At 50.2% G+C, this 25,122-nt stretch carries 21 protein-coding genes; 12 read left to right on the top strand and 9 right to left on the bottom strand.

Translation table 11 applies throughout. The annotated features are described in order from the left end of the window. The first annotated feature begins 5 nt into the window (after positions 1-5). Genes hisD through hisIE form a run of 7 tightly spaced genes read left to right on the top strand, consistent with a single transcriptional unit; the run spans position 6 to position 6,205 of the window. Positions 6-1,334 carry a histidinol dehydrogenase gene (gene hisD / locus KKH3_RS08080; RefSeq protein ID WP_039362279.1) on the top strand — a complete coding sequence of 443 codons (1,329 nt, stop codon included), beginning with the start codon at positions 6-8 and terminating at the stop codon, positions 1,332-1,334. Then, a complete protein-coding gene (hisC, locus tag KKH3_RS08075) occupies positions 1,331-2,404 on the top strand; it encodes a histidinol-phosphate transaminase (protein WP_039357932.1) in 1,074 nt (357 codons plus the stop codon). The genes hisD and hisC overlap by 4 nt, the downstream gene beginning before the upstream one ends. A 15-nt stretch (positions 2,405-2,419) precedes the next feature. After that, the gene (gene hisB / locus KKH3_RS08070) at positions 2,420-3,487 is read left to right on the top strand and encodes a bifunctional histidinol-phosphatase/imidazoleglycerol-phosphate dehydratase HisB (protein WP_039357923.1); all 1,068 of its coding nucleotides are present in this window, start codon (positions 2,420-2,422) and stop codon (positions 3,485-3,487) included. Continuing rightward, positions 3,487-4,077 (top strand): imidazole glycerol phosphate synthase subunit HisH, encoded by a 591-nt coding sequence (gene hisH, locus KKH3_RS08065; RefSeq protein WP_039357921.1) that lies wholly within the window; start codon positions 3,487-3,489, stop codon positions 4,075-4,077. Before hisB ends, hisH begins: the two co-directional genes overlap by 1 nt. Before the next feature lie 6 nt (positions 4,078-4,083). Beyond that, entirely contained in the window at positions 4,084-4,821 is a 738-nt protein-coding gene (gene hisA / locus KKH3_RS08060; RefSeq protein ID WP_039357919.1) for a 1-(5-phosphoribosyl)-5-[(5-phosphoribosylamino)methylideneamino]imidazole-4-carboxamide isomerase, read from the top strand. Further along, positions 4,803-5,579 (top strand): imidazole glycerol phosphate synthase subunit HisF, encoded by a 777-nt coding sequence (gene hisF / locus KKH3_RS08055; protein WP_010277156.1) that lies wholly within the window; start codon positions 4,803-4,805, stop codon positions 5,577-5,579. The genes hisA and hisF overlap by 19 nt, the downstream gene beginning before the upstream one ends. Continuing rightward, a complete protein-coding gene (gene hisIE / locus KKH3_RS08050) occupies positions 5,573-6,205 on the top strand; it encodes a bifunctional phosphoribosyl-AMP cyclohydrolase/phosphoribosyl-ATP diphosphatase HisIE (RefSeq protein WP_039357916.1) in 633 nt (210 codons plus the stop codon). Before hisF ends, hisIE begins: the two co-directional genes overlap by 7 nt. A 159-nt stretch (positions 6,206-6,364) precedes the next feature. On the opposite strand, the gene ihfB is transcribed toward hisIE, so the two are convergent. The 5 genes from ihfB to serC form a co-directional block, all read right to left on the bottom strand. Next, complete coding sequence (gene ihfB, locus KKH3_RS08045; protein WP_005967571.1) at positions 6,365-6,649, bottom strand: integration host factor subunit beta; 285 nt, start codon at positions 6,647-6,649, stop codon at positions 6,365-6,367. Positions 6,650-6,738: 89 nt separating this feature from the next. Further along, a complete protein-coding gene (rpsA, locus tag KKH3_RS08040; RefSeq protein ID WP_039357911.1) occupies positions 6,739-8,412 on the bottom strand; it encodes a 30S ribosomal protein S1 in 1,674 nt (557 codons plus the stop codon). Positions 8,413-8,527: 115 nt separating this feature from the next. Next, the gene (gene cmk / locus KKH3_RS08035) at positions 8,528-9,205 is read right to left on the bottom strand and encodes a (d)CMP kinase (RefSeq protein WP_039357908.1); all 678 of its coding nucleotides are present in this window, start codon (positions 9,203-9,205) and stop codon (positions 8,528-8,530) included. Positions 9,206-9,428: 223 nt separating this feature from the next. Next, a complete protein-coding gene (gene aroA, locus KKH3_RS08030; RefSeq protein ID WP_039357907.1) occupies positions 9,429-10,718 on the bottom strand; it encodes a 3-phosphoshikimate 1-carboxyvinyltransferase in 1,290 nt (429 codons plus the stop codon). Positions 10,719-10,799: 81 nt separating this feature from the next. Continuing rightward, on the bottom strand, positions 10,800-11,885 hold the full coding sequence (gene serC, locus KKH3_RS08025) for a 3-phosphoserine/phosphohydroxythreonine transaminase (RefSeq protein WP_039357905.1): 1,086 nt from the start codon (positions 11,883-11,885) through the stop codon (positions 10,800-10,802). 329 nt (positions 11,886-12,214) lie between these two features. Here serC and ycaO point away from each other — a divergent pair, with 329 nt between their 5' ends. The 4 genes from ycaO (at position 12,215) to pflA (ending at position 18,628) form a co-directional block, all read left to right on the top strand. Further along, complete coding sequence (gene ycaO / locus KKH3_RS08020) at positions 12,215-13,978, top strand: 30S ribosomal protein S12 methylthiotransferase accessory factor YcaO (RefSeq protein ID WP_039357902.1); 1,764 nt, start codon at positions 12,215-12,217, stop codon at positions 13,976-13,978. 439 nt (positions 13,979-14,417) lie between these two features. After that, positions 14,418-15,278, top strand: coding sequence for a formate transporter FocA (focA, locus tag KKH3_RS08015; RefSeq protein ID WP_039357896.1), 861 nt, complete (start codon positions 14,418-14,420; stop codon positions 15,276-15,278). A gap of 57 nt (positions 15,279-15,335) precedes the next feature. Beyond that, positions 15,336-17,618 carry a formate C-acetyltransferase gene (gene pflB / locus KKH3_RS08010; protein ID WP_039357891.1) on the top strand — a complete coding sequence of 761 codons (2,283 nt, stop codon included), beginning with the start codon at positions 15,336-15,338 and terminating at the stop codon, positions 17,616-17,618. A gap of 329 nt (positions 17,619-17,947) precedes the next feature. Further along, positions 17,948-18,628, top strand: coding sequence for a pyruvate formate lyase 1-activating protein (gene pflA, locus KKH3_RS08005; protein ID WP_240560722.1), 681 nt, complete (start codon positions 17,948-17,950; stop codon positions 18,626-18,628). Positions 18,629-18,716: 88 nt separating this feature from the next. Here the strand turns inward: pflA and KKH3_RS08000 are convergent, their stop codons facing one another. Genes KKH3_RS08000 through KKH3_RS07990 form a run of 3 tightly spaced genes read right to left on the bottom strand, consistent with a single transcriptional unit; the run spans position 18,717 to position 22,763 of the window. After that, a complete protein-coding gene (locus KKH3_RS08000) occupies positions 18,717-20,285 on the bottom strand; it encodes a hydantoinase/oxoprolinase N-terminal domain-containing protein (RefSeq protein WP_039357888.1) in 1,569 nt (522 codons plus the stop codon). A gap of 10 nt (positions 20,286-20,295) precedes the next feature. Beyond that, positions 20,296-21,405 carry an S-methyl thiohydantoin desulfurase family protein gene (locus tag KKH3_RS07995; RefSeq protein ID WP_039357886.1) on the bottom strand — a complete coding sequence of 370 codons (1,110 nt, stop codon included), beginning with the start codon at positions 21,403-21,405 and terminating at the stop codon, positions 20,296-20,298. Positions 21,406-21,431: 26 nt separating this feature from the next. Then, positions 21,432-22,763 (bottom strand): cytosine permease, encoded by a 1,332-nt coding sequence (locus KKH3_RS07990; RefSeq protein ID WP_039357884.1) that lies wholly within the window; start codon positions 22,761-22,763, stop codon positions 21,432-21,434. A 274-nt stretch (positions 22,764-23,037) separates the two neighbouring features. Between KKH3_RS07990 and KKH3_RS07985 the strand changes: the two genes are divergently transcribed. After that, complete coding sequence (locus KKH3_RS07985) at positions 23,038-23,979, top strand: LysR family transcriptional regulator (protein ID WP_039357881.1); 942 nt, start codon at positions 23,038-23,040, stop codon at positions 23,977-23,979. Here the strand turns inward: KKH3_RS07985 and KKH3_RS07980 are convergent. Further along, on the bottom strand, positions 23,965-25,119 hold the full coding sequence (locus KKH3_RS07980; protein ID WP_039357877.1) for an MFS transporter: 1,155 nt from the start codon (positions 25,117-25,119) through the stop codon (positions 23,965-23,967). The genes KKH3_RS07985 and KKH3_RS07980 overlap by 15 nt on opposite strands. Positions 25,120-25,122 lie beyond the last annotated feature (3 nt).

Genomic DNA, 25,122 nt, shown 5'->3' with positions numbered 1-25,122 from the left:
TGGCGATGGCTGACAACACCAAAAGCACTGGCAGCTTCAGCACGCTCGTTGACTGGCAGCGCTGTTCAGCAGAAGAGCAGCGTCAGCTACTGACTCGACCCGCGATTTCCGCGTCAGACCGCATTACCCACATCGTGAGCGATATTCTGGCAAACGTAAAAAGTCGTGGTGATAGCGCATTACGCGACTACAGCGCACAGTTTGACAAGGTTCAGGTCAATGCGATTCGAGTGACCGAGGCCGAGATTGCCGCCGCCTCCGCCCGTTTGGGCGATGAGGTCAAACAGGCGATGGCGATCGCCGTGCGTAATATCGAGACATTCCACAACGCGCAAAAGCTGCCGATTGTCGATATCGAAACGCAACCGGGCGTACGTTGCCAGCAGCTCACTCGCCCTATCGCAACGGTCGGCCTGTATATTCCCGGGGGCTCAGCGCCACTGCCATCCACCGTGCTGATGCTGGGCACACCTTCGCGCATCGCAGGCTGTGGTCGCGTAGTGCTGTGCTCACCGCCACCGATTGCCGATGAAATTCTGTATGCCGCACAGCTGTGTGGCATTAAAGAAGTCTTTCAGCTCGGTGGCGCGCAAGCGATTGCCGCGATGGCATTTGGCACCGAGAGCGTGCCCAAAGTGGATAAAATCTTTGGTCCTGGCAACGCGTACGTCACGGAAGCCAAGCGTCAGGTTAGTCAGCAGCTCGATGGCGCGGCCATTGATATGCCAGCAGGGCCATCAGAAGTATTAGTGATCGCCGACAGCGGCGCGACGCCCGCGTTTGTCGCCTCCGATCTGTTGTCGCAGGCAGAGCACGGCCCGGATTCTCAGGTCATCCTGCTCACGCCCGACGCAGCAATGGCCAAAGCCGTGGCGGACGCCGTTGAAGAGCAGCTCGCGCAATTGTCCCGTGCAGACATCGCGCGTCAGGCACTTGCCAGTAGCCGCGTCATCGTCGCACGTGATTTAACCCAGTGTGTCGAAATCAGCAATCAGTATGGCCCAGAGCACCTGATCATCCAAACGCGCGACGCTGAATCACTGGTTGATAGCATTACCAGCGCGGGTTCAGTTTTCCTTGGTGACTGGTCGCCGGAATCCGCTGGTGACTACGCCTCCGGCACCAACCACGTTCTGCCGACCTATGGCTATACCTCAACGTATTCAAGTCTGGGACTGGCTGATTTTCAGAAGCGCATGACCGTACAGCAGCTCACGCCGCAGGGGTTACTGCAACTGGCACCAACGATAGAAATATTGGCACAGGCCGAACAGCTGACCGCCCACAAAAACGCCGTTACCCTGCGTGTCGCAGCACTGAAGGAGCAAGCATGAGCAGCATTGAACAACTGGCACGCGCCAACGTCCGTGCATTGACACCCTATATGTCTGCCCGTCGTTTGGGCGGCAACGGTGATGTCTGGCTGAATGCCAATGAATATCCTCAAGCGCCTGAATATCAGTTAACGTTACAGACGCTGAACCGCTATCCAGAATGCCAACCCGTCACGGTGATCAACCGTTACGCCGAGTATGCTGGTGTAACACCGGAGCAGGTTCTGGTCAGCCGCGGTGCCGATGAAGGTATCGAGCTGCTAATCCGCGCGTTCTGCGAACCGGGGAAAGACGCCATCCTGTTTTGTCCACCGACCTACGGCATGTACGCCGTCAGCGCCGAGACGTTTGGCGTGGAACGCCGCACCGTAGCAAGCACAGCAGACTGGCAGTTGGATCTCGACGCGATTGAAGCGCAGTTGGACGGCACCAAAGTCATTTACGTGTGTAGCCCGAACAACCCGACCGGCAACCTGATTGCACGGGAAGATTTACGCCAATTACTCACGCTGGCACAGGGAAAAGCGCTGGTCGTTATCGATGAGGCCTACATTGAATTCTGTCCGCAGGCGACCACCTCAGTCTGGTTGGACGAATTCCCACATTTGGTGATTCTACGGACCTTGTCCAAAGCCTTCTCACTCGCTGGATTGCGCTGTGGTTTCACGCTAGCGAACCCTGAGGTCATTCAGTTTCTGCTGAAGGTCATTGCTCCTTATCCGCTGTCCACTCCCGTAGCGGATATCGCGGCGCAGGCGCTGAGTCACGAAGGGATCGCCAAAATGAAGGCGAATGTTGAGGAAATTACGTCCGCTCGTCGCTGGTTGAGCGAAGCTTTAAAAGACATTCCCTGCATTGAGGAAATTTTCCCCAGCGAGAGTAACTATTTGCTGGTGCGCTTTACCGCCTCCCCTTCTGTATTTAAAACCCTGTGGGATCAAGGCATTATTCTGCGTGACCAAAATAAGCAACCTAGCCTAGCAGGCTGTTTGCGTATTACGATCGGCAACCGCTACGAATGTGAACGCGTTGTTGCTGCATTACAATCATTGCCAGGCATCAACGCTTAATTTTAAGGAGCTCACGTGAGCCAGAAATACCTCTTTATCGACCGTGACGGAACATTGATTGCTGAACCGCCCGAGGATTTTCAGGTTGACCGTCTGGATAAACTGGCGCTGGAACCCGATGTCATTCCCTCACTGCTGGCGCTGCAAAAAGCCGGTTATACGCTGGTGATGATCACGAATCAGGATGGGTTAGGAACCAATAGTTTTCCACAGGAAACCTTCGATCCACCGCACAACCTGATGATGCAGATTCTGACATCGCAGGGCATCCGTTTTGAGCAAGTGCTGATCTGCCCGCATTTACCTGCTGATAACTGCACCTGTCGCAAACCCAAGACCGAGCTGGTGACGGCCTATTTGAACAACGGTTTGATGGATGTGGCGAATAGCTACGTTATCGGCGACCGGCAGACCGATATCCAACTGGCGCAGAACATGGGAATAACCGGCCTGCTCTATCAGCGTGGCGGACTAAACTGGCAAGCGATTACCAACCAGTTAACTAAGCGTGACCGCCATGCGCACGTCAACCGCGTCACGCGTGAAACTGCGATTGATGTGAACGTCTGGCTTGATCAGGAAGGCGGCAGCAAAATCAATACTGGCGTCGGCTTCTTCGATCATATGCTGGATCAAATCGCCACCCACGGCGGCTTCCGCATGAAAATTGAAGTGAAAGGCGATCTGTACATCGACGATCACCACACGGTTGAAGATACCGGTTTGGCGCTGGGCGAAGCCCTAAATAAAGCGCTGGGCGACAAACGCGGCATTGGCCGCTTTGGCTTTGTTCTACCGATGGATGAGTGTCTGGCACGCTGTGCGCTGGATATTTCCGGGCGTCCGCATCTGGAATACAAAGCGGAGTTCAGCTACCAGCGCGTGGGCGACCTGAGTACAGAAATGGTCGAACACTTCTTCCGTTCACTGTCTTATTCCATGGCCTGTACGCTGCACCTGAAAACCAAGGGACGTAACGATCATCACCGTGTGGAAAGCCTGTTCAAAGTTTTCGGGCGCACGCTGCGTCAGGCCATTCGCGTCGAGGGTGATACGCTGCCGAGCTCGAAAGGAGTGCTCTAATGAAGGTCGTCATTCTTGATACTGGTTGCGCTAACCTTTCTTCGGTGACCTATGCCGTGCAGCGGTTGGGGTATACGCCAGTTGTAAGCCGCGAGGCCGAGATTGTCCTGCAAGCGGACAAGCTGTTTCTGCCGGGCGTTGGTACCGCGCAAGCCGCGATGAATCAACTGGAAGAGCGCGAGCTGATTGCGTTGATCAAAGCTTGTACTCAACCTGTTCTCGGTATTTGTCTCGGCATGCAGTTATTGGGCACAAACAGCGACGAAAATGGCGGCATTCCCACGCTCGGGATTGTCGATTCGCCTGTGAAAAAGATGGTTGACCACGGCTTACCGCTGCCGCATATGGGCTGGAATCAAGTCATTCCGAAGGCCGGACATCGTTTGTTCCGCGATATCGATGAAGGTGCCTATTTCTATTTCGTTCACAGCTATGCCATGCCTGTCTGCGAAAACACGATTGCCCAAGCCAATTACGGCGAAGCCTTCACCGCTGCGCTGGAAAAAGATAATTTCTTTGGCGTGCAGTTCCACCCTGAGCGTTCGGGTGCGGCGGGCGCGCAACTGCTGAAAAACTTTCTGGAGATGTAGAGCGTCATGATTATTCCCGCATTAGATCTGATTGATGGACAGGTTGTCCGTCTGCATCAGGGTGATTATGGCCAACAGCGCCAGTACGGTAGCGATCCGCTTCCCCGCTTGCAGGATTACCAGCAACAAGGCGCAGGTGTGTTGCATTTGGTCGATTTGACTGGTGCCAAAGATCCCTCAGCCCGCCAGATCCCCCTGCTAACCACGCTGTTGGCTGGCGTTAGCGTCCCCGTTCAGATTGGCGGCGGTATCCGCACCGAACAGGACGTGGAAGCGTTATTAAAAGCTGGTGCCAGCCGTGTCGTCATCGGCTCCACCGCCGTCAAACAGCCGGAACTCGTTCAGCAATGGTTCACCCGCTATGGCGCAGAAGCGCTTGTTCTGGCGTTGGACGTGCGCATCGACGCTAACGGCACGAAGTTCGTCGCCATCAGTGGCTGGCAGGAAAACTCCGACGCCACGCTTGAACAAGTCGTCGAACAATATCTGCCGTTTGGTCTGAAACATGTGTTGTGCACTGACATTTCACGTGACGGTACGCTGAGCGGCTCCAACGTCGAACTCTATCGTGAAATCAGCCAGCGCTACCCACAGATTGCCTTTCAGGCATCCGGCGGCATCGGCAACCTGACGGATATCGCCAATTTGCGCGGCAGCGGTGTGCAGGGCGTGATCGTGGGTCGTGCGCTGCTGGAAGGTAAATTCAACGTCGTGGAGGCTATTTCATGCTGGCAAAACGGATAATCCCCTGCCTGGACGTGCGTAACGGTCAGGTCGTGAAAGGTGTACAGTTCCGCAACCACGAAATCATCGGTGACATTGTGCCGCTGGCGCAGCGCTACGCGCAGGAAGGGGCCGATGAGCTGGTTTTTTATGATATCACCGCCTCTTCCGATGGCCGTGTAGTCGATAAAAGCTGGGTATCTCGCGTTGCTGAAGTCATCGACATTCCTTTCTGCGTGGCAGGCGGTATTAAAAGCGTGGAAGAAGCAGGTCAAATCCTCTCTTTCGGCGCAGATAAAATCTCCATCAATTCACCAGCGCTGGCCGACCCAGAGCTGATTACCCGACTGGCTGACCGCTATGGCGTGCAGTGCATCGTTGTCGGAATTGATACCTGGCACGATGCCGCGACGGGCCGCTACCATGTCAACCAATACACGGGTGATGAAGCGCGAACCAAGGTCACCACCTGGGAAACGCTGGATTGGGTTGAAGAGGTACAGAAGCGCGGTGCGGGTGAGATTGTCCTGAATATGATGAATCAGGACGGCGTGCGCAACGGCTATGATTTACACCAGTTAAATCTGGTGCGTGATGTCTGTCATGTCCCGCTTATTGCTTCCGGCGGCGCAGGCACCATGGAGCATTTTCTGGATGCGTTCCAAACCGCCCACGTTGATGGCGCGCTGGCTGCATCGGTGTTTCACAAGCAAATTATTAATATTGGCGAGCTGAAACAATATCTTAAGCAACAGGGTGTGGAGATTCGAGTGTGTTAAGCGAAAGGTTCTTTTTAAACGACGAACAACGAAACCAGCTCGATTGGGAAAAAACGGACGGCATGCTGCCCGTTGTCGTGCAACATGCGGTATCTGGTGAAGTGTTGATGCTGGGCTACATGAATCAGGATGCTTTGCAAGCCACGGAAGAAAGCGGCAAAGTGACGTTTTTCTCGCGGACTAAGCAACGGTTGTGGACGAAAGGTGAATCTTCCGGCCATTTCCTGAATGTCGTCTCTATCACGCCGGATTGCGATAATGACACGCTGCTGATTCTGGTTAACCCAATCGGGCCAACCTGTCACCTTGGCACCAGTAGCTGCTTCTCGCCTGCTGCCAGCGACTGGACGTTCCTCTATCAGTTGGAACAACTGCTAGCCGAGCGTAAGCATGCTGACCCGGATAGCTCTTATACTGCGCGTCTGTATGCCAGCGGCACCAAGCGCATTGCTCAGAAGGTCGGTGAAGAAGGATTGGAAGCGGCATTAGCCGCCACGGTGCATGACCGCGAAGAATTGACCAACGAAGCCGCGGATTTAATGTACCACCTGCTGGTGCTGTTGCAGGATCAGGATTTAGATCTGGCGACTATCATCAATCGCCTGAAAGAACGTCATAATAAGTAAGCCTGTTCCCCGCGTTATCGATCGCTGATAACGCGGAATAGCCTACACGGTGTCAGATAACCGCGTCATATCGACGGAAGACGAAGAGGATGCTGGTTATAAATGTAAAAAAGCACCCAAGATGGGTGCTTTTATAAGGCTGGTATTTAGGACTAATGATTAGCCGTAAATATTAGCGCGGTCGCGTAGTTCCTTACCTGGCTTAAAGTGAGGGACGTACTTACCTTCCAACTCAACTTTGTCACCCGTTTTTGGATTACGACCTACACGCGGTGCACGGTAGTGAAGTGAAAAACTGCCAAACCCACGGATTTCAATACGGTCGCCTTCGGCTAGCGTAGAAGCCATTTGTTCGAGCATTTCTTTCACTGCATCCTCAACCACTTTGGCTGGGATATGAGATTGCTGTCCAGCAAGCCTTTCAATAAGTTCAGACTTGGTCATAGCTCCTCCAAGTGCGGTTATCAATAACCAGGATAACTGACTACCGTTACAAGAATGAGCAACTTGCGTTGCTCATTCTACCGTTGTGATTACTCGCCTTTAGCTGCTTTGAACGCTTCTGCCATCGCGCTGGAGAAATTGTTTTCTTCCGGCTTGTTGTTAACAGTTGCGATTGCATCTTTCTCGTCAGCTTCATCTTTCGCACGAACAGACAGGCTAACAACGCGGTTTTTACGATCAACACCAGTGTATTTCGCTTCAACGCTGTCGCCAACGTTCAGTACCAGCGTTGCGTCTTCAATGCGATCGCGAGAGGCTTCAGAAGCACGCAGATAGCCTTCTACGCCGTCTGCTAATTCAACTGTAGCACCTTTGGCGTCAACTGCTGTAACTTTACCAGTAACAATAGCACCTTTCTTGTTAACAGACAGGTAGTTATTGAATGGATCTTCAGCCAGTTGTTTCACACCCAGAGAGATACGCTCGCGCTCTGCATCAACCTGCAGAACAACAGCGGCGATTTCATCACCTTTCTTGTATTCGCGAACGGCTTCTTCGCCAGCCACGTTCCAGGAAATGTCGGACAGGTGCACCAGACCGTCGATGCCGCCGTCCAGACCGATGAAGATACCGAAGTCAGTGATAGACTTGATTTTACCTTCAACGCGGTCGCCCTTGTTGTGGGTTTCTGCGAACAGCTGCCATGGGTTAGATTTGCACTGTTTCAGGCCCAGAGAGATACGACGACGTTCTTCGTCGATGTCCAGAACCATCACTTCCACTACGTCGCCAACGTTAACAACTTTGGACGGGTGGATGTTTTTGTTGGTCCAATCCATTTCAGAAACGTGTACCAGACCTTCAACGCCTTCTTCGATTTCAACGAAGCAACCGTAGTCAGTCAGGTTAGTCACGCGACCAGTCAGACGCGTGCTTTCTGGGTAACGCTTAGCGATAGCAACCCATGGATCTTCGCCCAGCTGTTTCAGGCCCAGAGATACACGAGTACGCTCGCGGTCGAACTTCAGCACTTTAACAGTGATTTCGTCGCCCACATTGACGATTTCGCTTGGGTGTTTAACACGTTTCCAAGCCATATCAGTGATATGCAGCAGGCCATCAACGCCGCCCAGATCAACGAATGCACCGTAGTCAGTAAGGTTCTTAACGATACCTTTGACTTCCATGCCTTCCTGCAGGTTTTCCAGCAGTTGATCGCGCTCAGCGCTGTTTTCAGATTCGATAACTGCACGGCGGGAAACAACAACGTTGTTGCGTTTCTGATCCAGCTTGATAACTTTGAACTCAAGCTCTTTGCCTTCCAGATGCAGCGTGTCGCGAACCGGACGAACGTCTACCAGAGAACCTGGCAGGAACGCACGAATGCCGTTCAGCTCAACAGTGAAACCGCCTTTAACTTTACCGTTGATAATACCGGTAACCGTTGCAGCTTCTTCGTAGGCTTTTTCCAGCGTCAGCCATGCTTCATGACGTTTAGCTTTTTCGCGAGAAAGCAGCGTTTCACCGAAGCCATCTTCGATAGCGTCCAGAGCAACGTCAACTTCATCACCAACCTGAATTTCCAGTTCGCCCTGTGCGTTCTTGAATTGCTCTACCGGAATGGCAGATTCAGATTTCAGACCGGCGTCAACCAGTACGACATCTTTGTCAATAGCAACAACAACACCGCGTACGATGGAACCAGGACGGGTTTCGATTTCTTTCAGGGATTCTTCAAAGAGTTGAGCAAAAGATTCAGTCATGTTGATAATCTTAAGGGTTTCATTTTAACGTCCATCTGGCATCCTGCTCGATGGGGTTGTTTAACATGCCTCGCTGTGCATCCTTACAGCGAGGTAAAAATTCAGTTTTTTGTGATTACGCTAAAATTTCGCGGGCATAAGCCAACGCGCGCGCTATCACTTCATCGATTGTCATTTCCGTTGAATCCAGCACCAATGCATCGGCAGCAGGCACTAACGGCGCAACGGGGCGGTTGCGATCGCGCTCATCCCGTTCTTTTATCTCAGACAAAAGACGTTCAAAGTTAACATTAAAGCCCTTCCCCTGCAACTGTAGCATGCGACGTTGTGCACGTTCTTGCGCGCTGGCATCCAGGAAAATCTTCACCGGTGCATCAGGAAAGACCACCGTTCCCATATCACGGCCATCGGCAATTAGCCCAGGAGCCTCACGGAAAGCGCGCTGCCGACGTAACAAAGCTTCACGAACGCGAGGGAAAGCCGCAGCCTGAGACGCCGTATTGCCTACCGCTTCGGTACGAATTTCATGGCTAACGTCTTCACCTTCCAGAATGACTTTCAACTGCCCGTCTTCTGCGACAAAGCGCACATCAAGATGAGAAGCCAGTGGAACCAGCGCGTCTTCCGAGCTGATATCCACATGATGGTGCAATGCTGCCAGAGCCAAAACACGATAGATAGCCCCCGAGTCCAGCAGATTCCATTGTAAAGCCTCAGCCAATGCCTTACACAAGGTACCTTTGCCTGCGCCACTCGGTCCGTCAACCGTAATTACCGGTGCCATCACCGTCATTTCTCTCTCCTTAATACTGGGAAGTTCCGCTTATGCCGTTTTATGGCATCACGGAACCTCATTATACGCATCAATGCAGAGAAAGGTTACCCCAATGCCAGAATGGTGGGAAAAATAAGGCATTCTCTGAATGCGTTACGCAATTTCAGAAGAAAAGTTGAGCGAACCTTGGGAAAACTTGATAGCAAAAAAGGCACGAAAAACGTGCCTTAGAAGAGAGAAATCAAGCCAGCTCGCTGAGACGCGCCAGCTGTTCAAAGTAGTCAGGGAAGGTTTTAGCTGTACATTTCGGATCCAGAATCGTGACAGGGGTATCCGATAGCGCCACTAGCGAGAAACACATCGCCATACGGTGATCGTTGTACGTACCGATTTCTGCCGCTTTCAGCGTGGTCGGCGGCGTAATGCGAATGTAATCGTTACCCTCTTCCACCTCCGCACCAACTTTACGCAGCTCAATCGCCATTGCCGCCAGACGATCGGTCTCTTTCACGCGCCAGTTATAGATATTACGCAACGTGGTCGTACCGCCCTGAGCGAAAAGTGCCGCCGTCGCGATTGTCATTGCCGCATCAGGAATGTGGTTCATATCCATGTCGATCGCGTGCAGTTCACCGCGTTCACATTCGATATAATCCTCACCCCAGCGAACGATCGCGCCCATCTTTTCCAAGACATCAGCGAAGCGGATATCGCCCTGTACGCTGTTACGGCCTACGCCAGTGACGCGTACAACGCCACCTTTAATCGCCGCGGCGGCCAGAAAGTAAGAGGCCGATGACGCATCGCCTTCCACCAGATAATCACCCGGTGAGCGATACCGCTGGCGACCTGCCACGACGAATCGCTGATAGTTTTCATGACGTACTTCAATACCAAACGCTTTCATCATATGCAGCGTGATATCGATATACGGTTTGGATACCAGATCGCCCTGAATGCTGATTTGCGTATCCTGCATAGCCAAAGGCGCAGTCATCAACAGCGCGGTCAGGAACTGGCTTGATACGCTGCCATCTACGCTGATGTCACCGCCCTGAAAACCACCGTGAAGACGAAGCGGTGGGTAGTTTTCCTGCTCCAGATAATCAATATTCGCCCCGCCCTGACGCAGTGCATCGACCAGATGTCCGATCGGACGCTCTTTCATCCGCGGCTCGCCCGTCAGTACAATATCGCCATCGGTCAGACACAACGCAGCAGCCAGTGGACGCATCGCTGTCCCTGCATTTCCCAGAAACAGTTCCAGCGGCTGCGATGCCGTAAACGCCCCACCCAGCCCCGTAATCTCACACACGGTCCGGTCAGACGACAGATGATATTCTACGCCCAATGCCGTTAGAGCGGTAAGCATATGGCGAACATCATCACTGTCTAACAGGTTAGTCAGCCGGGTCTTTCCTTCAGCCAGGGCCGCCAGCAAAAGCGCACGGTTAGAGACGCTTTTTGAGCCAGGAAGGTTAAGGGTACCGTTAATCAGTTTGATGGGTTGTAGCGTCAGGGATTCCTGCATGTAAAGCCTATTCTTTCAACGTGGACATAAAAACCCCGGAAAGTCCGGGGCTGATCAAAATGTATCGAGGGGCGGTCTTAATCAACCGTGGCGACGCGCGAAGTCAGACATGAATTCCGTCAGCGCTTTCACGCCTTCCAGCGGCATCGCATTGTAGATAGAAGCACGCATACCGCCCACTACGCGATGGCCTTTCAGCGCGTGCAGACCCGCAGCAACGGATTCTTCCAGGAAGACTTTATCCAGCGCAGAGTCCGCCAGCAGGAACGGCACATTCATGCGAGAACGGTTCGCTACGGCGACGTCATTACGATAGAAATCGTTACCGTCAATCGCGCTATACAGCAGGTCAGCTTTTTCCTGGTTACGTTTTTCCATTTCAGCCAGACCGCCGTTCTCTTTCAGCCATTTGAAGACCATGCCGGACAAGTACCAGGCAAACGTTGGCGGCGTGTTAAACATAGAGTCGTTGTCCGCCAGAACCTGATAATCCAGTATCGATGGCAGCTCACGACGCGCTTTGCCCAGTAAATCGTCACGCACGATAACCAGCGTCAGACCGGCCGGACCGATGTTTTTCTGCGCACCAGCGTAGATCACGCCGTAACGGCTGACATCAATACGGCGAGACAGGATGCTGGAAGAATAGTCGGCGACCACAATTTTATCGCCAAAATCCGGTTCTTCTTCGATTGCAACACCGTCAATGGTTTCATTCGGGCAGTAATGTACAAATGCCGCGTCATCAGACAATGTCCATTCACGCATCGGCTTAATACCACGCAGTTCGCCTACGCGCGTTTTCACGTCAATCACGTTAGGTGTGCAGTATTTCTCTGCTTCATTGATTGCGCTGTGTGCCCAATATCCGCCGTCGATATAGTCGGCCGTTGAGCGTTCGCCCAGAAGATTTAACGGTACTGCCGCAAATTGCGCACGCGCACCACCGTGGCAAAAAAGCACTTTGTAGTTAGAGGGGATTTTCAGCAAATCACGCAGATCTTGTTCGGACTCAGCGGCAACCTGCATAAACTCTTTACTGCGGTGGCTGATTTCCATGACCGATGTGCCCAGACCATTCCAATTACACAACTCCTGTTCAGCACGACGCAGTACTTCAACCGGCAGCATTGCTGGACCGGCGCTAAAATTAAAAATCTGAGTCATTTCCCCTCACCACACCTGAAAAATAGCGGTTCTTTTTATCACCGTTGTTACAAATACCATTTTTATAAACCTGACGATTATAAAAATACCGCTGTTACAAGATAGTAGTTATAACGGAACAGCCGCCATAACCACACTACTTTTACCCTGCTATCGGTTTTATCACTCGTCAATCGCGGCTGCAACGCTTATTGCGCTTTCATTATGCAAAACGGCACGTTACGCAGCCTGTTCTTTTTCACTGTTGCCGATCTGTTATGAATAAATAGAGTCTGAACAGAAAAATCCGTATCATGCCGCTTCCGCTAATCTCGATAAGAGTGAACACCATGACTCAAACGTTTATCCCAGGCAAAGACGCCGCCCTGGAAGATTCCATCGCCCGTTTTCAACAACAGCTCCAGGACCTGGGGTTTAACATCGAAGAAGCGTCATGGCTGAACCCGGTGCCAAACGTCTGGTCTGTCCATATTCGAGACCGTGATTGCCCACTCTGCTTCACTAACGGTAAAGGCGCCAGTAAGAAAGCGGCACTGGCCTCTGCGTTAGGTGAGTATTTCGAGCGTCTGTCCACCAACTATTTCTTTGCTGACTTCTATCTCGGCAAAAGCATCGCTAACGGCGATTTCGTCCATTACCCAAATGAAAAATGGTTCCCTATTCCAGAAAATGATGCGCTACCGGAAGGTATTCTGGATGCCCGTCTGCACCAGTTTTACGATCCTGATCAGGAATTGAGCGCTAGCGATTTGATCGATCTGCAATCCGGCAATGCTGACAGAGGCATTTGCGCGCTGCCATTTACTCGTCAGTCCGATCAGCAAACTGTCTATATTCCGATGAACATCATCGGTAACCTGTACGTTTCTAACGGGATGTCCGCAGGTAACACCGCCAACGAAGCCCGCGTTCAGGGGCTATCTGAAGTGTTTGAGCGCAGCATCAAAAACCGCATCATCGCTGAATCCATCAGTCTGCCGGAAATTCCGCAAGAGGTGCTAAACCGTTATCCAGGTGTGGTCGAAGCGATTGCAACGCTGGAAAAAGAAGGTTTCCCGATTTTCTCTTACGATGCCTCACTGGGCGGGAAATATCCGGTTATCTGCGTGGTGCTGTTTAACCCCGCGAATGGCACCTGTTTTGCCTCGTTCGGCGCGCACCCTGATTTCGGCGTGGCACTGGAGCGTACCGTTACCGAACTGCTGCAAGGCCGTGGATTGAAAGATCTGGACGTGTTCACCCCACCAACATTCGATGATGAGGAAGTTGCCGAGCACGCTAATCTGGAAACCCACTTTATCGATTCCAGCGGCCTGATCTCCTGGGATATGTTCAAGAAGCAAGCGGATTATGAATTTGCAGATTGGAGCTTTAAAGGATCGACGGAAGAAGAATTTGCTACCTTGATGGCGATTTTCAAGCAGGAAGATAAAGAAGTCTACATTGCTGACTATGAGCATCTGGCTGTTTATGCCTGCCGCATCATCGTACCGGGAATGTCGGACATCTACCCTGCTGACGATCTGTTGTTAGCCAATAACAGCATGGGCGCTCATCTGCGTGACACGCTGCTGGCGCTACCTGACAGCAAATGGGAAAAAGAAGACTATCTGACTCTGTTGCAACAGTTGGATGACGAAGGGCTGGATGATTTCACTCGCGTACGTGAGCTGCTGGGTATTGCCACTGGCAAAGATAATGGCTGGTTCACGCTGCGCGTTGGCGAATTGAAAGCGATGCTGGCTCTGGCTGGTGGCGATCTGGATCAGGCGCTGACCTGGACAGAGTGGACACAAGATTTCAACGGCTCCGTCTTTACGGCACAGCGCAGCAATTATTACCGTTGCCTGCAAACTCTATTGTTACTGGCGCAAGAACCTGAGCGCGACCCAGCAGAATATTATGACGCCTTTACCAAAATGTACGGCAGCGAGACGGTCGATGCCGCCAGCGCCGCCATTGCTGGTGAAGCGTGCTTCTATGGTCTGTTTGCCGTGGATGACACCTTTAACGCTTTACCTGCGCACCAGTCACTGCTTGCTGCCTATGAAAAACTGCAACAGGCGAAACGTCGTTATTGGCAGGCAAAATAACGTCAGAGTGATGCCGTCAGAACGTATCTTATATCGATGAGTGCGATCTAGTACAAATAACAATCGACAAATAGCCCTTTATTTTAAAGGGCTATTTTATTATCCAGAGGGCAATATTTATTATTCGTAATGCATAATCAGAACATTGTTATTGAATAGTGAATTTTTAATTAAATTACCTCGACAAGGTGGTACTGAAATTCTACAAAACATGATTTTTTTTAACGCTAAATCGGTAGGTTTAACGTCTGTCATTCAAATCTTTTCGCAAAATTTAAAATATTTTTTTATTATAAAATTCAATTAATTAACCATGAAATCCCCGTATCCCACCCTGCTTGCTAACCTGTTAATTTCTTGCAATATGATCCACGTCAAATTTTACCGTATACTGCTTTGTTAGTATCTCAACGCTGATAATTTTTAAGAGAGAGTTAGTGTGAAAGCTGACAACCCCTTTACTCTATTACTCCCGGCCGCTATGGCAAAAGTTGCTGAAGACGCCGGAGTCTATAAAGCTACAAAACAACCGTGTACGACGTTTTATTTAGCGATCACTGCGGGTGTGTTTATTTCGATCGCCTTCGTCTTTTATATTACGGCTACCACTGGAACCGCGACGATTCCTTTCGGCATCGCGAAATTGATCGGTGGTATCTGTTTCTCCCTTGGCCTCATGTTGGTTGTCGTCTGCGGTGCAGACTTATTTACCTCAACCGTTCTTATCGTGATTGCCAAAGCCAGTGGACGTATTACCTGGAAGCAACTAGCCTATAATTGGGCAAATGTCTATGTCGGCAACCTGATTGGTGCACTCTTCTTCGTTGGGCTTATCTGGTTCTCGGGAGAGCATATGGTCGCAAACGGTGCGTGGGGCCTCAACGTCCTGCAAACGGCAGAACACAAACTTGAACACACGTTCGTTGAAGCGTTGTGTCTGGGGATTCTCGCCAACCTGCTGGTTTGTCTGGCCGTGTGGATGAGCTATTCCGGCCGTACGCTTACCGACAAAATGTTTGCCATGATTTTGCCTGTCGCCATGTTTGTTTCCAGCGGCTTTGAACACAGTATCGCCAACATGTTCATGATACCTATGGGCATCGTTATCAAAAATTTTGCGGCTCCAGAATTCTGGAATGCGATAGGTATGGTGCCGTCTCAGTTTGAACATTTAACCGTTAGCCACTTTATTACCGATAACCTGATTCCCGTCACCCTAGGGAACATCATCGGAGGCGGCGTCATGGTCGGTTTGACATATTGGGTAATTTATTTGCGCGGTGGAGACAAGCACCACTAAGGTGCAATCGGCCGCAACGTCGGATTTTAAGAAATCCATATCAAAGGTAGGTGTAAAATGACCGAGCTGAATGAAAAATTGGCCAATGCATGGCAAGGCTTTAGCAAAGGTGAATGGCAGGATAACGTCAACGTACGTGACTTTATCCAGAAAAACTACACACCGTATGAAGGTGACGAGTCTTTCCTGGCTGGCGCAACCACCGCGACTTCTGCCCTGTGGGACAGCGTCATGGAAGGCATCAAACAGGAAAACCGTACTCACGCGCCTGTTGATTTTGATACCAATGTTGCTGCAACTATCACGTCTCACGACGCGGGATACATCAACAAAGGTCTGGAAAAAATCGTTGGTCTTCAAACTGATGCTCCGCTGAAACGTGCGTTAATTCCGTTCGGCGGCATCAAAATGGTTGAAGGTTCATGCAAAGTTTACGGTCGTGAACTGGATCCTCAACTGAAAAAAATCTTCACTGAATACCGCAAAACGCACAACCAGGGCGTGTTCGATGTTTATACCCCAGACATCCTGCGTTGTCGTAAATCAGGCGTTCTGACTGGTCTGCCAGATGCCTATGGCCGTGGCCGTATCATCGGTGACTACCGTCGCGTTGCGCTGTACGGTATCGACTTCCTGATGAAAGACAAATTTGCTCAGTTCACTTCTCTGCAATCCAAACTGGAAAACGGCGAAGACCTGGAAGCAACCATTCGTCTGCGTGAAGAAATTGCCGATCAGCATCATGCACTGAGCCAAATTAAAGAAATGGCTGCTAAATATGGCTGTGACATTTCTGGCCCAGCAACGACAGCTCAGGAAGCCGTGCAGTGGACTTACTTCGGCTATCTGGCTGCGGTGAAATCACAGAATGGTGCGGCAATGTCCTTCGGACGTGTCTCCACCTTCCTGGACATCTACCTTGAGCGCGATCTGGCAGCCGGTAAAATCACTGAGGAAGACGCTCAGGAAATGATTGACCACCTGGTCATGAAACTGCGTATGGTACGTTTCCTGCGTACGCCTGAGTATGATGAGCTGTTCTCTGGTGACCCAATCTGGGCAACAGAATCTCTGGCGGGTATGGGTCTGGATGGTCGTACTCTGGTGAGCAAAACCAGCTTCCGCTTCCTGAACACCCTGTACACCATGGGGCCGTCTCCAGAGCCAAACATGACCATTCTATGGTCTGAAAAACTGCCACAAAGCTTTAAAAACTATGCGGCTAAAGTCTCCATCGATACCTCTTCTCTGCAATACGAGAATGACGATCTGATGCGTCCTGACTTTAACAACGATGACTACGCAATTGCTTGTTGCGTCAGCCCGATGATCGTTGGCAAACAAATGCAGTTCTTCGGAGCCCGTGCAAACCTGGCGAAAACCATGCTGTACGCGATTAACGGCGGCGTGGACGAAAAACTGAAAATGCAAGTTGGTCCGAAATCAGAACCGATCAAAGGCGACGTTCTGAACTTCGACGAAGTGATGGATCGTATGGATCACTTCATGGATTGGCTGGCTAAACAATACGTCACCGCTCTGAACATCATTCACTACATGCATGACAAATACAGCTACGAAGCGTCGCTGATGGCACTGCATGACCGTGACGTGTTCCGTACGATGGCGTGTGGTATCGCTGGTCTGTCTGTTGCTGCTGACTCCCTGTCTGCCATCAAATATGCCAAAGTTAAACCGATTCGTGATGAAGATGGCCTGGCTATCGACTTTGATATCGAAGGTGAATATCCGCAATTCGGTAACAACGATTCTCGCGTAGATGAACTGGCTTGTGACCTGGTTGAACGTTTCATGAAGAAAATTCAGAAACTGAATACCTACCGTGGCGCAACACCAACTCAGTCTGTTCTGACCATCACCTCTAACGTGGTTTATGGTAAGAAAACCGGTAACACGCCAGACGGTCGTCGCGCAGGCGCGCCATTCGGACCAGGTGCTAACCCAATGCACGGTCGTGACCAGAAAGGCGCGGTTGCTTCCCTAACTTCTGTTGCCAAACTGCCGTTTGCTTACGCGAAAGATGGTATTTCTTATACCTTCTCCATCGTTCCTAACGCGTTGGGCAAAGACGATAACGTGCGTAAAGCTAACCTTGCCGGCCTGATGGATGGTTATTTCCACCACGAAGCCAGCATCGAAGGCGGTCAGCACCTGAACGTCAACGTCATGAACCGTGAAATGCTGCTTGATGCGATGGAAAACCCGGAAAAATATCCGCAGTTGACTATCCGCGTATCTGGCTACGCAGTGCGTTTCAACTCACTGACGAAAGAACAGCAACAAGACGTCATCACCCGTACTTTCACACAGTCAATGTAATTTCCATGACTGTCTGAAAAGGCGTAAAATAAAGGCTCCACGTCAGTGGGGCCTTTTTCTCACCCTCGCTTGTCGTTCAGATTGTTAACCTGTTTTGCCAGCCCGCTATGTTGCCCTCATCATGTGGATGGCTTGCAAAACAGATTCGACGCAGCATCTGTCACACGGTGTTCTTCTGTCAGAAATCCCTGTCAGAGTGGTACCTGCTTTCTTATGACTGCGCTCATAAAGACCGCTATTGTTCGGTCAAATTTGGAGAAAACCTCGCAATGTCAGTAATCGGTCGCATCCATTCCTTTGAATCCTGTGGCACCGTCGATGGCCCAGGTATCCGTTTCATCATCTTCTTTCAAGGCTGCCTGATGCGCTGCCTGTATTGTCATAACCGTGATACCTGGGATACACACGGCGGTAAGGAAGTGACAGTTGAGGAGCTTATGAAAGAAGTCGTAACCTATCGCCACTTTATGAATGCATCAGGCGGCGGCGTAACGGCATCTGGCGGAGAGGCCATTCTGCAAGCCGAGTTTGTGCGTGACTGGTTCCGTGCCTGTAAGGCTGAAGGCATCAACACCTGTTTGGACACCAATGGGTTCGTTCGTCGTTACGACCCCGTCATTGACGAGCTATTGGACGTCAGCGATTTAGTGATGCTCGATCTGAAGCAAATGAATGACGACATACACCAGAATTTAGTTGGCGTATCCAATCACCGTACTCTGGATTTCGCTCGCTATTTGGCAAAACGCAACCAGCGTACCTGGATTCGTTATGTCGTCGTTCCAGGCTGGTCTGACGATGATGCGTCCGCACACAAGCTGGGCGAATTCACCAAGGATATGACAAACATCGAGAAAATTGAGCTTCTTCCTTATCATGAACTTGGCAAACACAAGTGGATTGCGATGGGTGAAGAGTACAAATTAGACGGTGTTAAACCGCCGAAGGCCGACACGATGGATCGTATTAAATCGATTCTTGAAAGTTACGGTCACAAGGTCATGTACTAACGTCTGACGCTTTCTGGAAAAATAGCGCGCTCATGGCGCGCTATTTTCATTTTGCGAGTAGATATCACCGCAGTGTTAATGCGCGACGCTAAGCCAAATTCCCTGCCGCCTTGATTTTCACCTGCACCGCATTCCCTGGCAGATAAGCCAACGGAATTTCCTGATAGTCGATGATTTCAACGCTGCCCGGCATGGCACCCATCTCTTGTGCAAGAAACCTGGTTTGCTGCTGCAATTCACTTTTTATCTTCTCGCGATCGTTATCAGGCATTTTAACTACGCGCTCGATCTGTGCACCCACCTTCCCTAACGCAACACCAACCGCATTTGCCGCATCAAAATTCTGCGGGCGCATGACCTGACTGACACCAGATAAAACATCAGGCAGTAAAATACTGCCACCGCCCACAAGCACCGCGGGAATTGCCGTGTTTGACGATTTGATCCGATCGATAGCACTTTCCACTTTATCAATCATCTGGCGATAAGCCTGCTGGCAAAGAGCGTTATCCAGTTCGGGCAGCGGAAGAGGAAGCGCCGTAGTCCATCTCTCACGATGAAGTTGCAGCATGATATCGCTAAGCGTTAACGTCTCCCCGCCAAAGCTGATCCCCTGTTCAAGCAGGCGATAGCCGACACTATCCGGCCCAAGGGTGAGTTTCCCATCCTGAGACTGCCGCACGCAGGTTCCACCGCCAATGCCGATAGAAATAATGTCTGGCATTCTGAAATTCGTCCGCACATCACCGACCTCAACGGCGATTGCCGATTCACGCGGGAAGCCATTCACCAACACGCCAATGTCTGTCGTCGTACCGCCGACATCGATAATTAGCGCATTATTCAGTCCCGAAAGGTGGCACGCCCCACGAATCGAGTTTGTTGGCCCACAGGCCATCGTCAAAATGGGATATTGCTTCACCATACTCTCGGACATCAATGTGCCATCATTTTGCCCGAAGAATGGCGTAGCCTTGATACCGTGCCGGACTAGCGCTTGCGTAAAGCCGTTAACAAAGCGGTTCGCGGTGCTTTGCAACGATGCATTCAGGATGGTCGCGTTTTCCCTTTCCAACAATCCAGTGCTGCCTATCCGATGGGATAACGACACAGAAACCTCTGGCAATGCCGCGCTCACCCACTGGGCAACCTGTAGTTCCTGTTCATTATTTACGGGAGAAAATACACCACAGATAGCCACGCTATCGACATGGCCACGCATCTTGTCACAAACTGCCAGCACTTCATTCCGCAGTACAGAATGAATCTCTCGACCATCGAATTCATAGCCGCCATGAATCTGATAGAAATGCTCGCCTAATGTCCTTTGCCACTCGTCATCCCAACCAAACAGCGGCGGGACGCTATCGCTACTTGGCAGGCTAAGGCGCAACATTCCGACGCGATCCAGCCCTTTCCGCTCAACAATGGCATTGGTACATTGGGTTGTCCCCAACATCGCATAGCGAATATGCTGCGGGGCGATGCCAGACTGCGCCAATACTTCCGCAATCACCCGTTCGATGCCGCTGTAGATATCCAGGCTGGTAGGAAATTTGGCCGTCGCGATGCAGTGTAGATCAACATCTAAAATTGCCGCATCCGTGTTGGTGCCGCCGACATCAATCCCGAGTCGGTAATCATTTTTATGTAACATCGGGAAAGCCTCAGCGATTTGCAAGCCGTTCTATCGGCACATACTGCACCGGATAACCGAAATACTCCGGCCCCGCAACGTCAATCCCTTTTGGCGTTCGCCACTTGTCATTGCACGGATAGGCAATCACATCGACTCGCTGCCCATAACGTAAATGTTCCGTGATAATCGGACGTCCGGTTTCACTATCTACTATGGAGATTAAATCAGGCACAACGGCCAGCAGATTATCCTGTGTAGGTTTTTTCACCTGTGATGAGCGATAAGCGAGCAATAACTCATTCTGGAAAAGTACCGTAAACGATTCGCCTCTATCGTTCCCCATGCCATCCAGCACCACGTTACCCCGAGCAAAACCACCGGTTGTGCGTCGTGCTACATCAACAATTTTCCCTGATGCAACAATATGACCATTCAGCACCGTAAGCAGAGACTGCACAGGATGGCTGCCCGACTGGTGAGCCAGACGAAGCATTCTTCCTATATCCCGCGCTAGCGTCAGCGTTCCTTTGATGGCGCTACGCTTAAGCTGACTACCGCGCAGTGGGTAATCACACATGGCGCAGGCTGCTCCCATTTGCTCCACAATTGAGCGGGCCAACCGTTCCGACCACATACCATCAATGGGATTAAGGATGACTGCATTACCTTTCTCATCCGCCAATGTATTCGGAGCAGAGGTTAAATCATCGAGAAAAAAGGTCACCATCTGCGCTTCGGGAAAGGCTCTCCCCATCGCGTCACAATCGATAACAGGTAACCCTTTTGCGGCCGCAACCACTAACGGTATTAACGAATTGATGCCGCCGACTTCGATGGAAAAAGTCCCAACTGCTGACTCAGCGAGATAATTTTCCATTGTTTCAAATGCCAGAAGAATTTGCCGCGGTGAAATGATTTTTTCCACAGAGACTGTCGGTGCCCCCATCGTACTGCATGGGATAAAAAGATCGTTATCTTTTACGTCATCCAAATTGCATAACGTTACAGGCTTCCCGTGGCGCAAAGCATTTTTTGCAATTAGCGATCCCAAATAAGGATCGCCACCGCCGCCAGTACCAAGAATTGAGGCTCCCAGCGCTATGTCATCAATCATTTCAAAATCAATATAGCGAACCATTACTTATCCAATCCCCACTGAGTAACCTAGGGTTTAGAGTGTGGGTGGGAAGACTCCACCAACTGCGGGAACATTTTCCGCATAACGATATACATCACAAGGCTGATTATTATGCCATCCAGCGTAGAAACAGATGTGATCGTAAACAAATCAAAAAAATCTGTAGCGGTTAATAAACTGACAGAACTGCCGCATAACCATGCGATAGATGCACAAATATTCAGTAATGGTGGTTGTGATGCGTCCTGCTTTAGACGCGAAGAGTCAAAAAAGTAATATTCAGCAAGGTAAACCCCTGCAATAGGGGAAATCAGGACACCCAGTAACGACAAAAACTGAGTAAAGTTATTAATCATGCCGTTATAAGCCAGAAGCAGACCAGCAAATGCCATTAACACAACTAATATTGGCCGAGATATTGCTCTGACAACGACAGAGAGGCCTAATGAGGCTGAAATTAAATTAGAACTATTCGTCGTCCATTGCGCGAAAATTAAAATCACAATCGCTGAAACACCGAGTCCTATAGTAAAAAATATTTCGACTAAATCGTCACTACCAACCATATGGGTCAATATGAGTGCGACAAGAATCGTTGCGCTGTTTCCCAGTAAGAACCCCAAACCTGAGCCCAATATGGCATCTTTACGTGTTCTGGAATAACGTGCGATATCAGGCGACATGATACTTGCCGCCACTATCCAGATAGAAACCACGTAAGAAATAGCGCTCCCTAAGCTTATCGGGTTTTTAATGACAACGTCGGTAGGAGAAGAATGACCACTAGCCGCAAGATATATTCCTGAAACAATGAGTATAAGCATTAGCGGAACACTTAATGCGCTTAGTTTCCCTAACGCCCTAACGCCCCAAATGGCCGTTGATGCCATCAGTGCCATACCAAAAAGCAGGATAAAAAAGCGTCCAGGTTCAAGCTGATAATGTGACAGTGCTTTTTGCAGCATCACACCAAAGAAATCGAGTTGAAAGGCAAACCACCCAACCAGTGAAACAGCGGAAAATACGCCAATAACTTTGCCACCTAATCGCCCAAAAACGGAGATACTGAGTAGTGTGGTCGATAATCCACATCCATAACCGACATTCGCACACAAGGCAGCAAGAACACCCAGCAATGCTGATCCAATAAGCGTGGCGCTGACAGCCTGAGAAAATGATAATCCACTACTTAGAAAAGACCCTAGAAACAAGCCAGAAATATCGATCCCTATAGCTAGCCATATCAGGGCAATGACATACCAGCTTTTTCTGGCTTCGGCAGGGACAGGTTCGTATTCGTAATCATAGATTTGCCGCTCCTGTTGTTCTTTTTCAGGCACAGCATTCCCTTGAGACATAATTCCTCCATTAAATAAGCAGCAAATAATTATTGTATCGTTGTGATATTTTATAGAGGTTGTTTGGCAACGTATAGAACAATGGTGTCGTCAGCAAGCTAACGACACCATTATGCTTTTATGAGAGACCCTGATGTGACGCATAAACCACGTTTTTGTGGCGACCACATCAATTAATGTGGCGTAAGAACAAGATAAATGGGTTTCATATCGATTAATACAGATATATTTTGATGTTAACATTCAGATATGTAATGTATGCGAAGGAAATGCTATGCGCTTAGATAAGCTGGAGATCCGCTGGTTAAAGCTTTTTTGTAAAATCGTTGAAAAACAAGGCATTACCAATGCACAAACCGCGACAGGCTTAAGCCAACCCGTCCTAAGTCACTATCTGTCTCGGCTTGAAGATACTCTTGGCCTGGTTTTGTGTGAACGTGGCAGAGGAGGTTTTGCCTTAACAACTGAAGGTGAAGTTGTCTATCAGGAAGCAAAATCTGTCATTTCAACGCTCGATGATTTTGCTAACAGACTAGCCCGTATCAAACATCAACTGATAGGTAAGGTAAAATTAGGCTGTTTGGATAATATCGCCACACACCCCAATAACGTTGTATCTGAAGCAATATCTCATCTTTATGATCAAAGCCCGGAAGTTAATGTCGAAATCGAAATTATGGAATACCTTCCGCTCATGGAACGGTTAAAAAACGGTCATCTCGATGTTGTTCTAAGCGCCCTGCCCGATGACATTCCCGCAGACATTTTTTATCAGCCTGTCTTTGTTGAACACAGCTACTTTTATTCTCTAGCAGAAAATGCTGACATGATCGAACGTGAATGGATGAATGGTGAACTCAATCCTCGCAGGCTGTTAATTGGCGGACACGCCGTTAACGAGATATCTAAACAACTAGGCTCGGTATCAAAGCAAGGTTACCACCAGACCGCCTGGCACCTTGAAGGCAGCCTGTTACTTCTGCTAGCAGGAACGCATATTGGCTTTCTCCCCGACCACTATGCAGCATCTTGGGTGGAAAAAGGGAGGCTTTCAGCAGTTGCTCCAGATCGTTTAAAGCTAACCAGCATATTTTATCTGGTGCGAAACGCAAAACAGCGCCTTAGCCCAGTAGCCGAAGCGCTGTGGAATAACATGGTAGAAGCGGGACAAAGTTCGTTAGCCAGCCTCGATGTCGTTAGCTCAGGCAGCAGCTAATGGCGTTGGATGATGATCGGCTTTTCTGAGCAACAGCATCAGGTAGATCATGGCGACAACCGCGATCAATACAAACAGCAATCGATCGGAGTAACTCTGCATCAATACCGCAGCAACGCTTGGTCCGCAAAGACTGCCAAGCGTATAGCTGAGGAGCAAGGCCTGATTCATCGCGACCAATTCGTCAGGACGCACTTTTTCACATGCCCACGACATGGCAACAGGGTACAGCGTAAAACCAGCGCACCCCAGCAGGAACAGCGACGGTGCCATGGCATAGTGGCTAATACTTAACATCGCAATACAGCCAACAATCACCACAAAAACCAATACCCGCAGAACCAGCAACCGACCATAACGATCGGCCATACGTCCAACAGGCCATTGACCAATAATGCCGGAGCTAATCAACAGCGCCATCCAGTATCCAACCTGCGCATCATTCATTCCCTGATGAGAGAGATAAAGCGGCATCAGGCCATACAACGATCCTAAAATTGCACCGGAAATGATACAGCCGTGCACTCCTAATCGGGCACTACGATACGTCAGCATTTTCCACATATTGACATGCTTTTCTTGTTGCTCTGGCGGCGTAGGGAGACGAGTAAACAGCAGCGGTAATACTGCAAAAATAACTAGCGCGACCATCCACGGCAGCACGTTCAGTACTGCGTCAGGCAATACGCCAAGCAGGAGCTGTCCAACCACGCTACCGAGGTAATAAGCAATCATATAAGCAGCCAGCAGTTGCCCTCTCTGCGTCGGCGTTCCGCTGCATAACAAAGCGCTTTCAACCACGACCCAGATTAATGCACAGCCGATACCGGCAAGAAAACGCCATAACAGCCAACTACTAATATCAGCAGAAATACCGAGGCCAACAATCGCGATCCCAAATAATAAAGCCGCGAAATAATAGCTACGGTTAAACCCATAAAGTTTGATTAGTTTACCCGCTAAAAGCGTTCCGACCAGATTGCCGCCAAAGTAGGATGAACCAACAAGGCCAACCTGCCAGACGGGAAGTGATTGATAACTCAGCCAAAGTGGTACCAGGGTATTTAATACCGAGATACAAACCGTCAGCAGCAAAAGTCCGCAGAGCAATAACAGCACTGGGCGGGAATAAGCAGACATAGC

The organism is Pectobacterium actinidiae (genome assembly GCF_000803315.1).
Lineage (GTDB): Bacteria > Pseudomonadota > Gammaproteobacteria > Enterobacterales > Enterobacteriaceae > Pectobacterium > Pectobacterium actinidiae.
The sequence above is the reverse complement of the archived record's forward strand: the minus strand, read 5'-3'. Positions and strand labels throughout refer to the sequence as shown.

Coding starts and splice junctions, on each gene's coding strand:
- KKH3_RS07980 (WP_039357877.1), bottom strand. CDS start 25,119: ATGTCTGCTTATTCCCGCCCAGTGCTGTTATTGCTCTGCGGACTTTTG.
- hisD (WP_039362279.1), top strand. CDS start 6: ATGGCTGACAACACCAAAAGCACTGGCAGCTTCAGCACGCTCGTTGAC.
- cmk (WP_039357908.1), bottom strand. CDS start 9,205: ATGACGGTGATGGCACCGGTAATTACGGTTGACGGACCGAGTGGCGCA.
- KKH3_RS08000 (WP_039357888.1), bottom strand. CDS start 20,285: ATGTTACATAAAAATGATTACCGACTCGGGATTGATGTCGGCGGCACC.
- hisH (WP_039357921.1), top strand. CDS start 3,487: ATGAAGGTCGTCATTCTTGATACTGGTTGCGCTAACCTTTCTTCGGTG.
- hisC (WP_039357932.1), top strand. CDS start 1,331: ATGAGCAGCATTGAACAACTGGCACGCGCCAACGTCCGTGCATTGACA.
- KKH3_RS07995 (WP_039357886.1), bottom strand. CDS start 21,405: ATGGTTCGCTATATTGATTTTGAAATGATTGATGACATAGCGCTGGGA.
- ihfB (WP_005967571.1), bottom strand. CDS start 6,649: ATGACCAAGTCTGAACTTATTGAAAGGCTTGCTGGACAGCAATCTCAT.
- serC (WP_039357905.1), bottom strand. CDS start 11,885: ATGACTCAGATTTTTAATTTTAGCGCCGGTCCAGCAATGCTGCCGGTT.
- rpsA (WP_039357911.1), bottom strand. CDS start 8,412: ATGACTGAATCTTTTGCTCAACTCTTTGAAGAATCCCTGAAAGAAATC.
- ycaO (WP_039357902.1), top strand. CDS start 12,215: ATGACTCAAACGTTTATCCCAGGCAAAGACGCCGCCCTGGAAGATTCC.
- aroA (WP_039357907.1), bottom strand. CDS start 10,718: ATGCAGGAATCCCTGACGCTACAACCCATCAAACTGATTAACGGTACC.
- hisA (WP_039357919.1), top strand. CDS start 4,084: ATGATTATTCCCGCATTAGATCTGATTGATGGACAGGTTGTCCGTCTG.
- hisF (WP_010277156.1), top strand. CDS start 4,803: ATGCTGGCAAAACGGATAATCCCCTGCCTGGACGTGCGTAACGGTCAG.
- KKH3_RS07990 (WP_039357884.1), bottom strand. CDS start 22,763: ATGTCTCAAGGGAATGCTGTGCCTGAAAAAGAACAACAGGAGCGGCAA.
- KKH3_RS07985 (WP_039357881.1), top strand. CDS start 23,038: ATGCGCTTAGATAAGCTGGAGATCCGCTGGTTAAAGCTTTTTTGTAAA.
- pflB (WP_039357891.1), top strand. CDS start 15,336: ATGACCGAGCTGAATGAAAAATTGGCCAATGCATGGCAAGGCTTTAGC.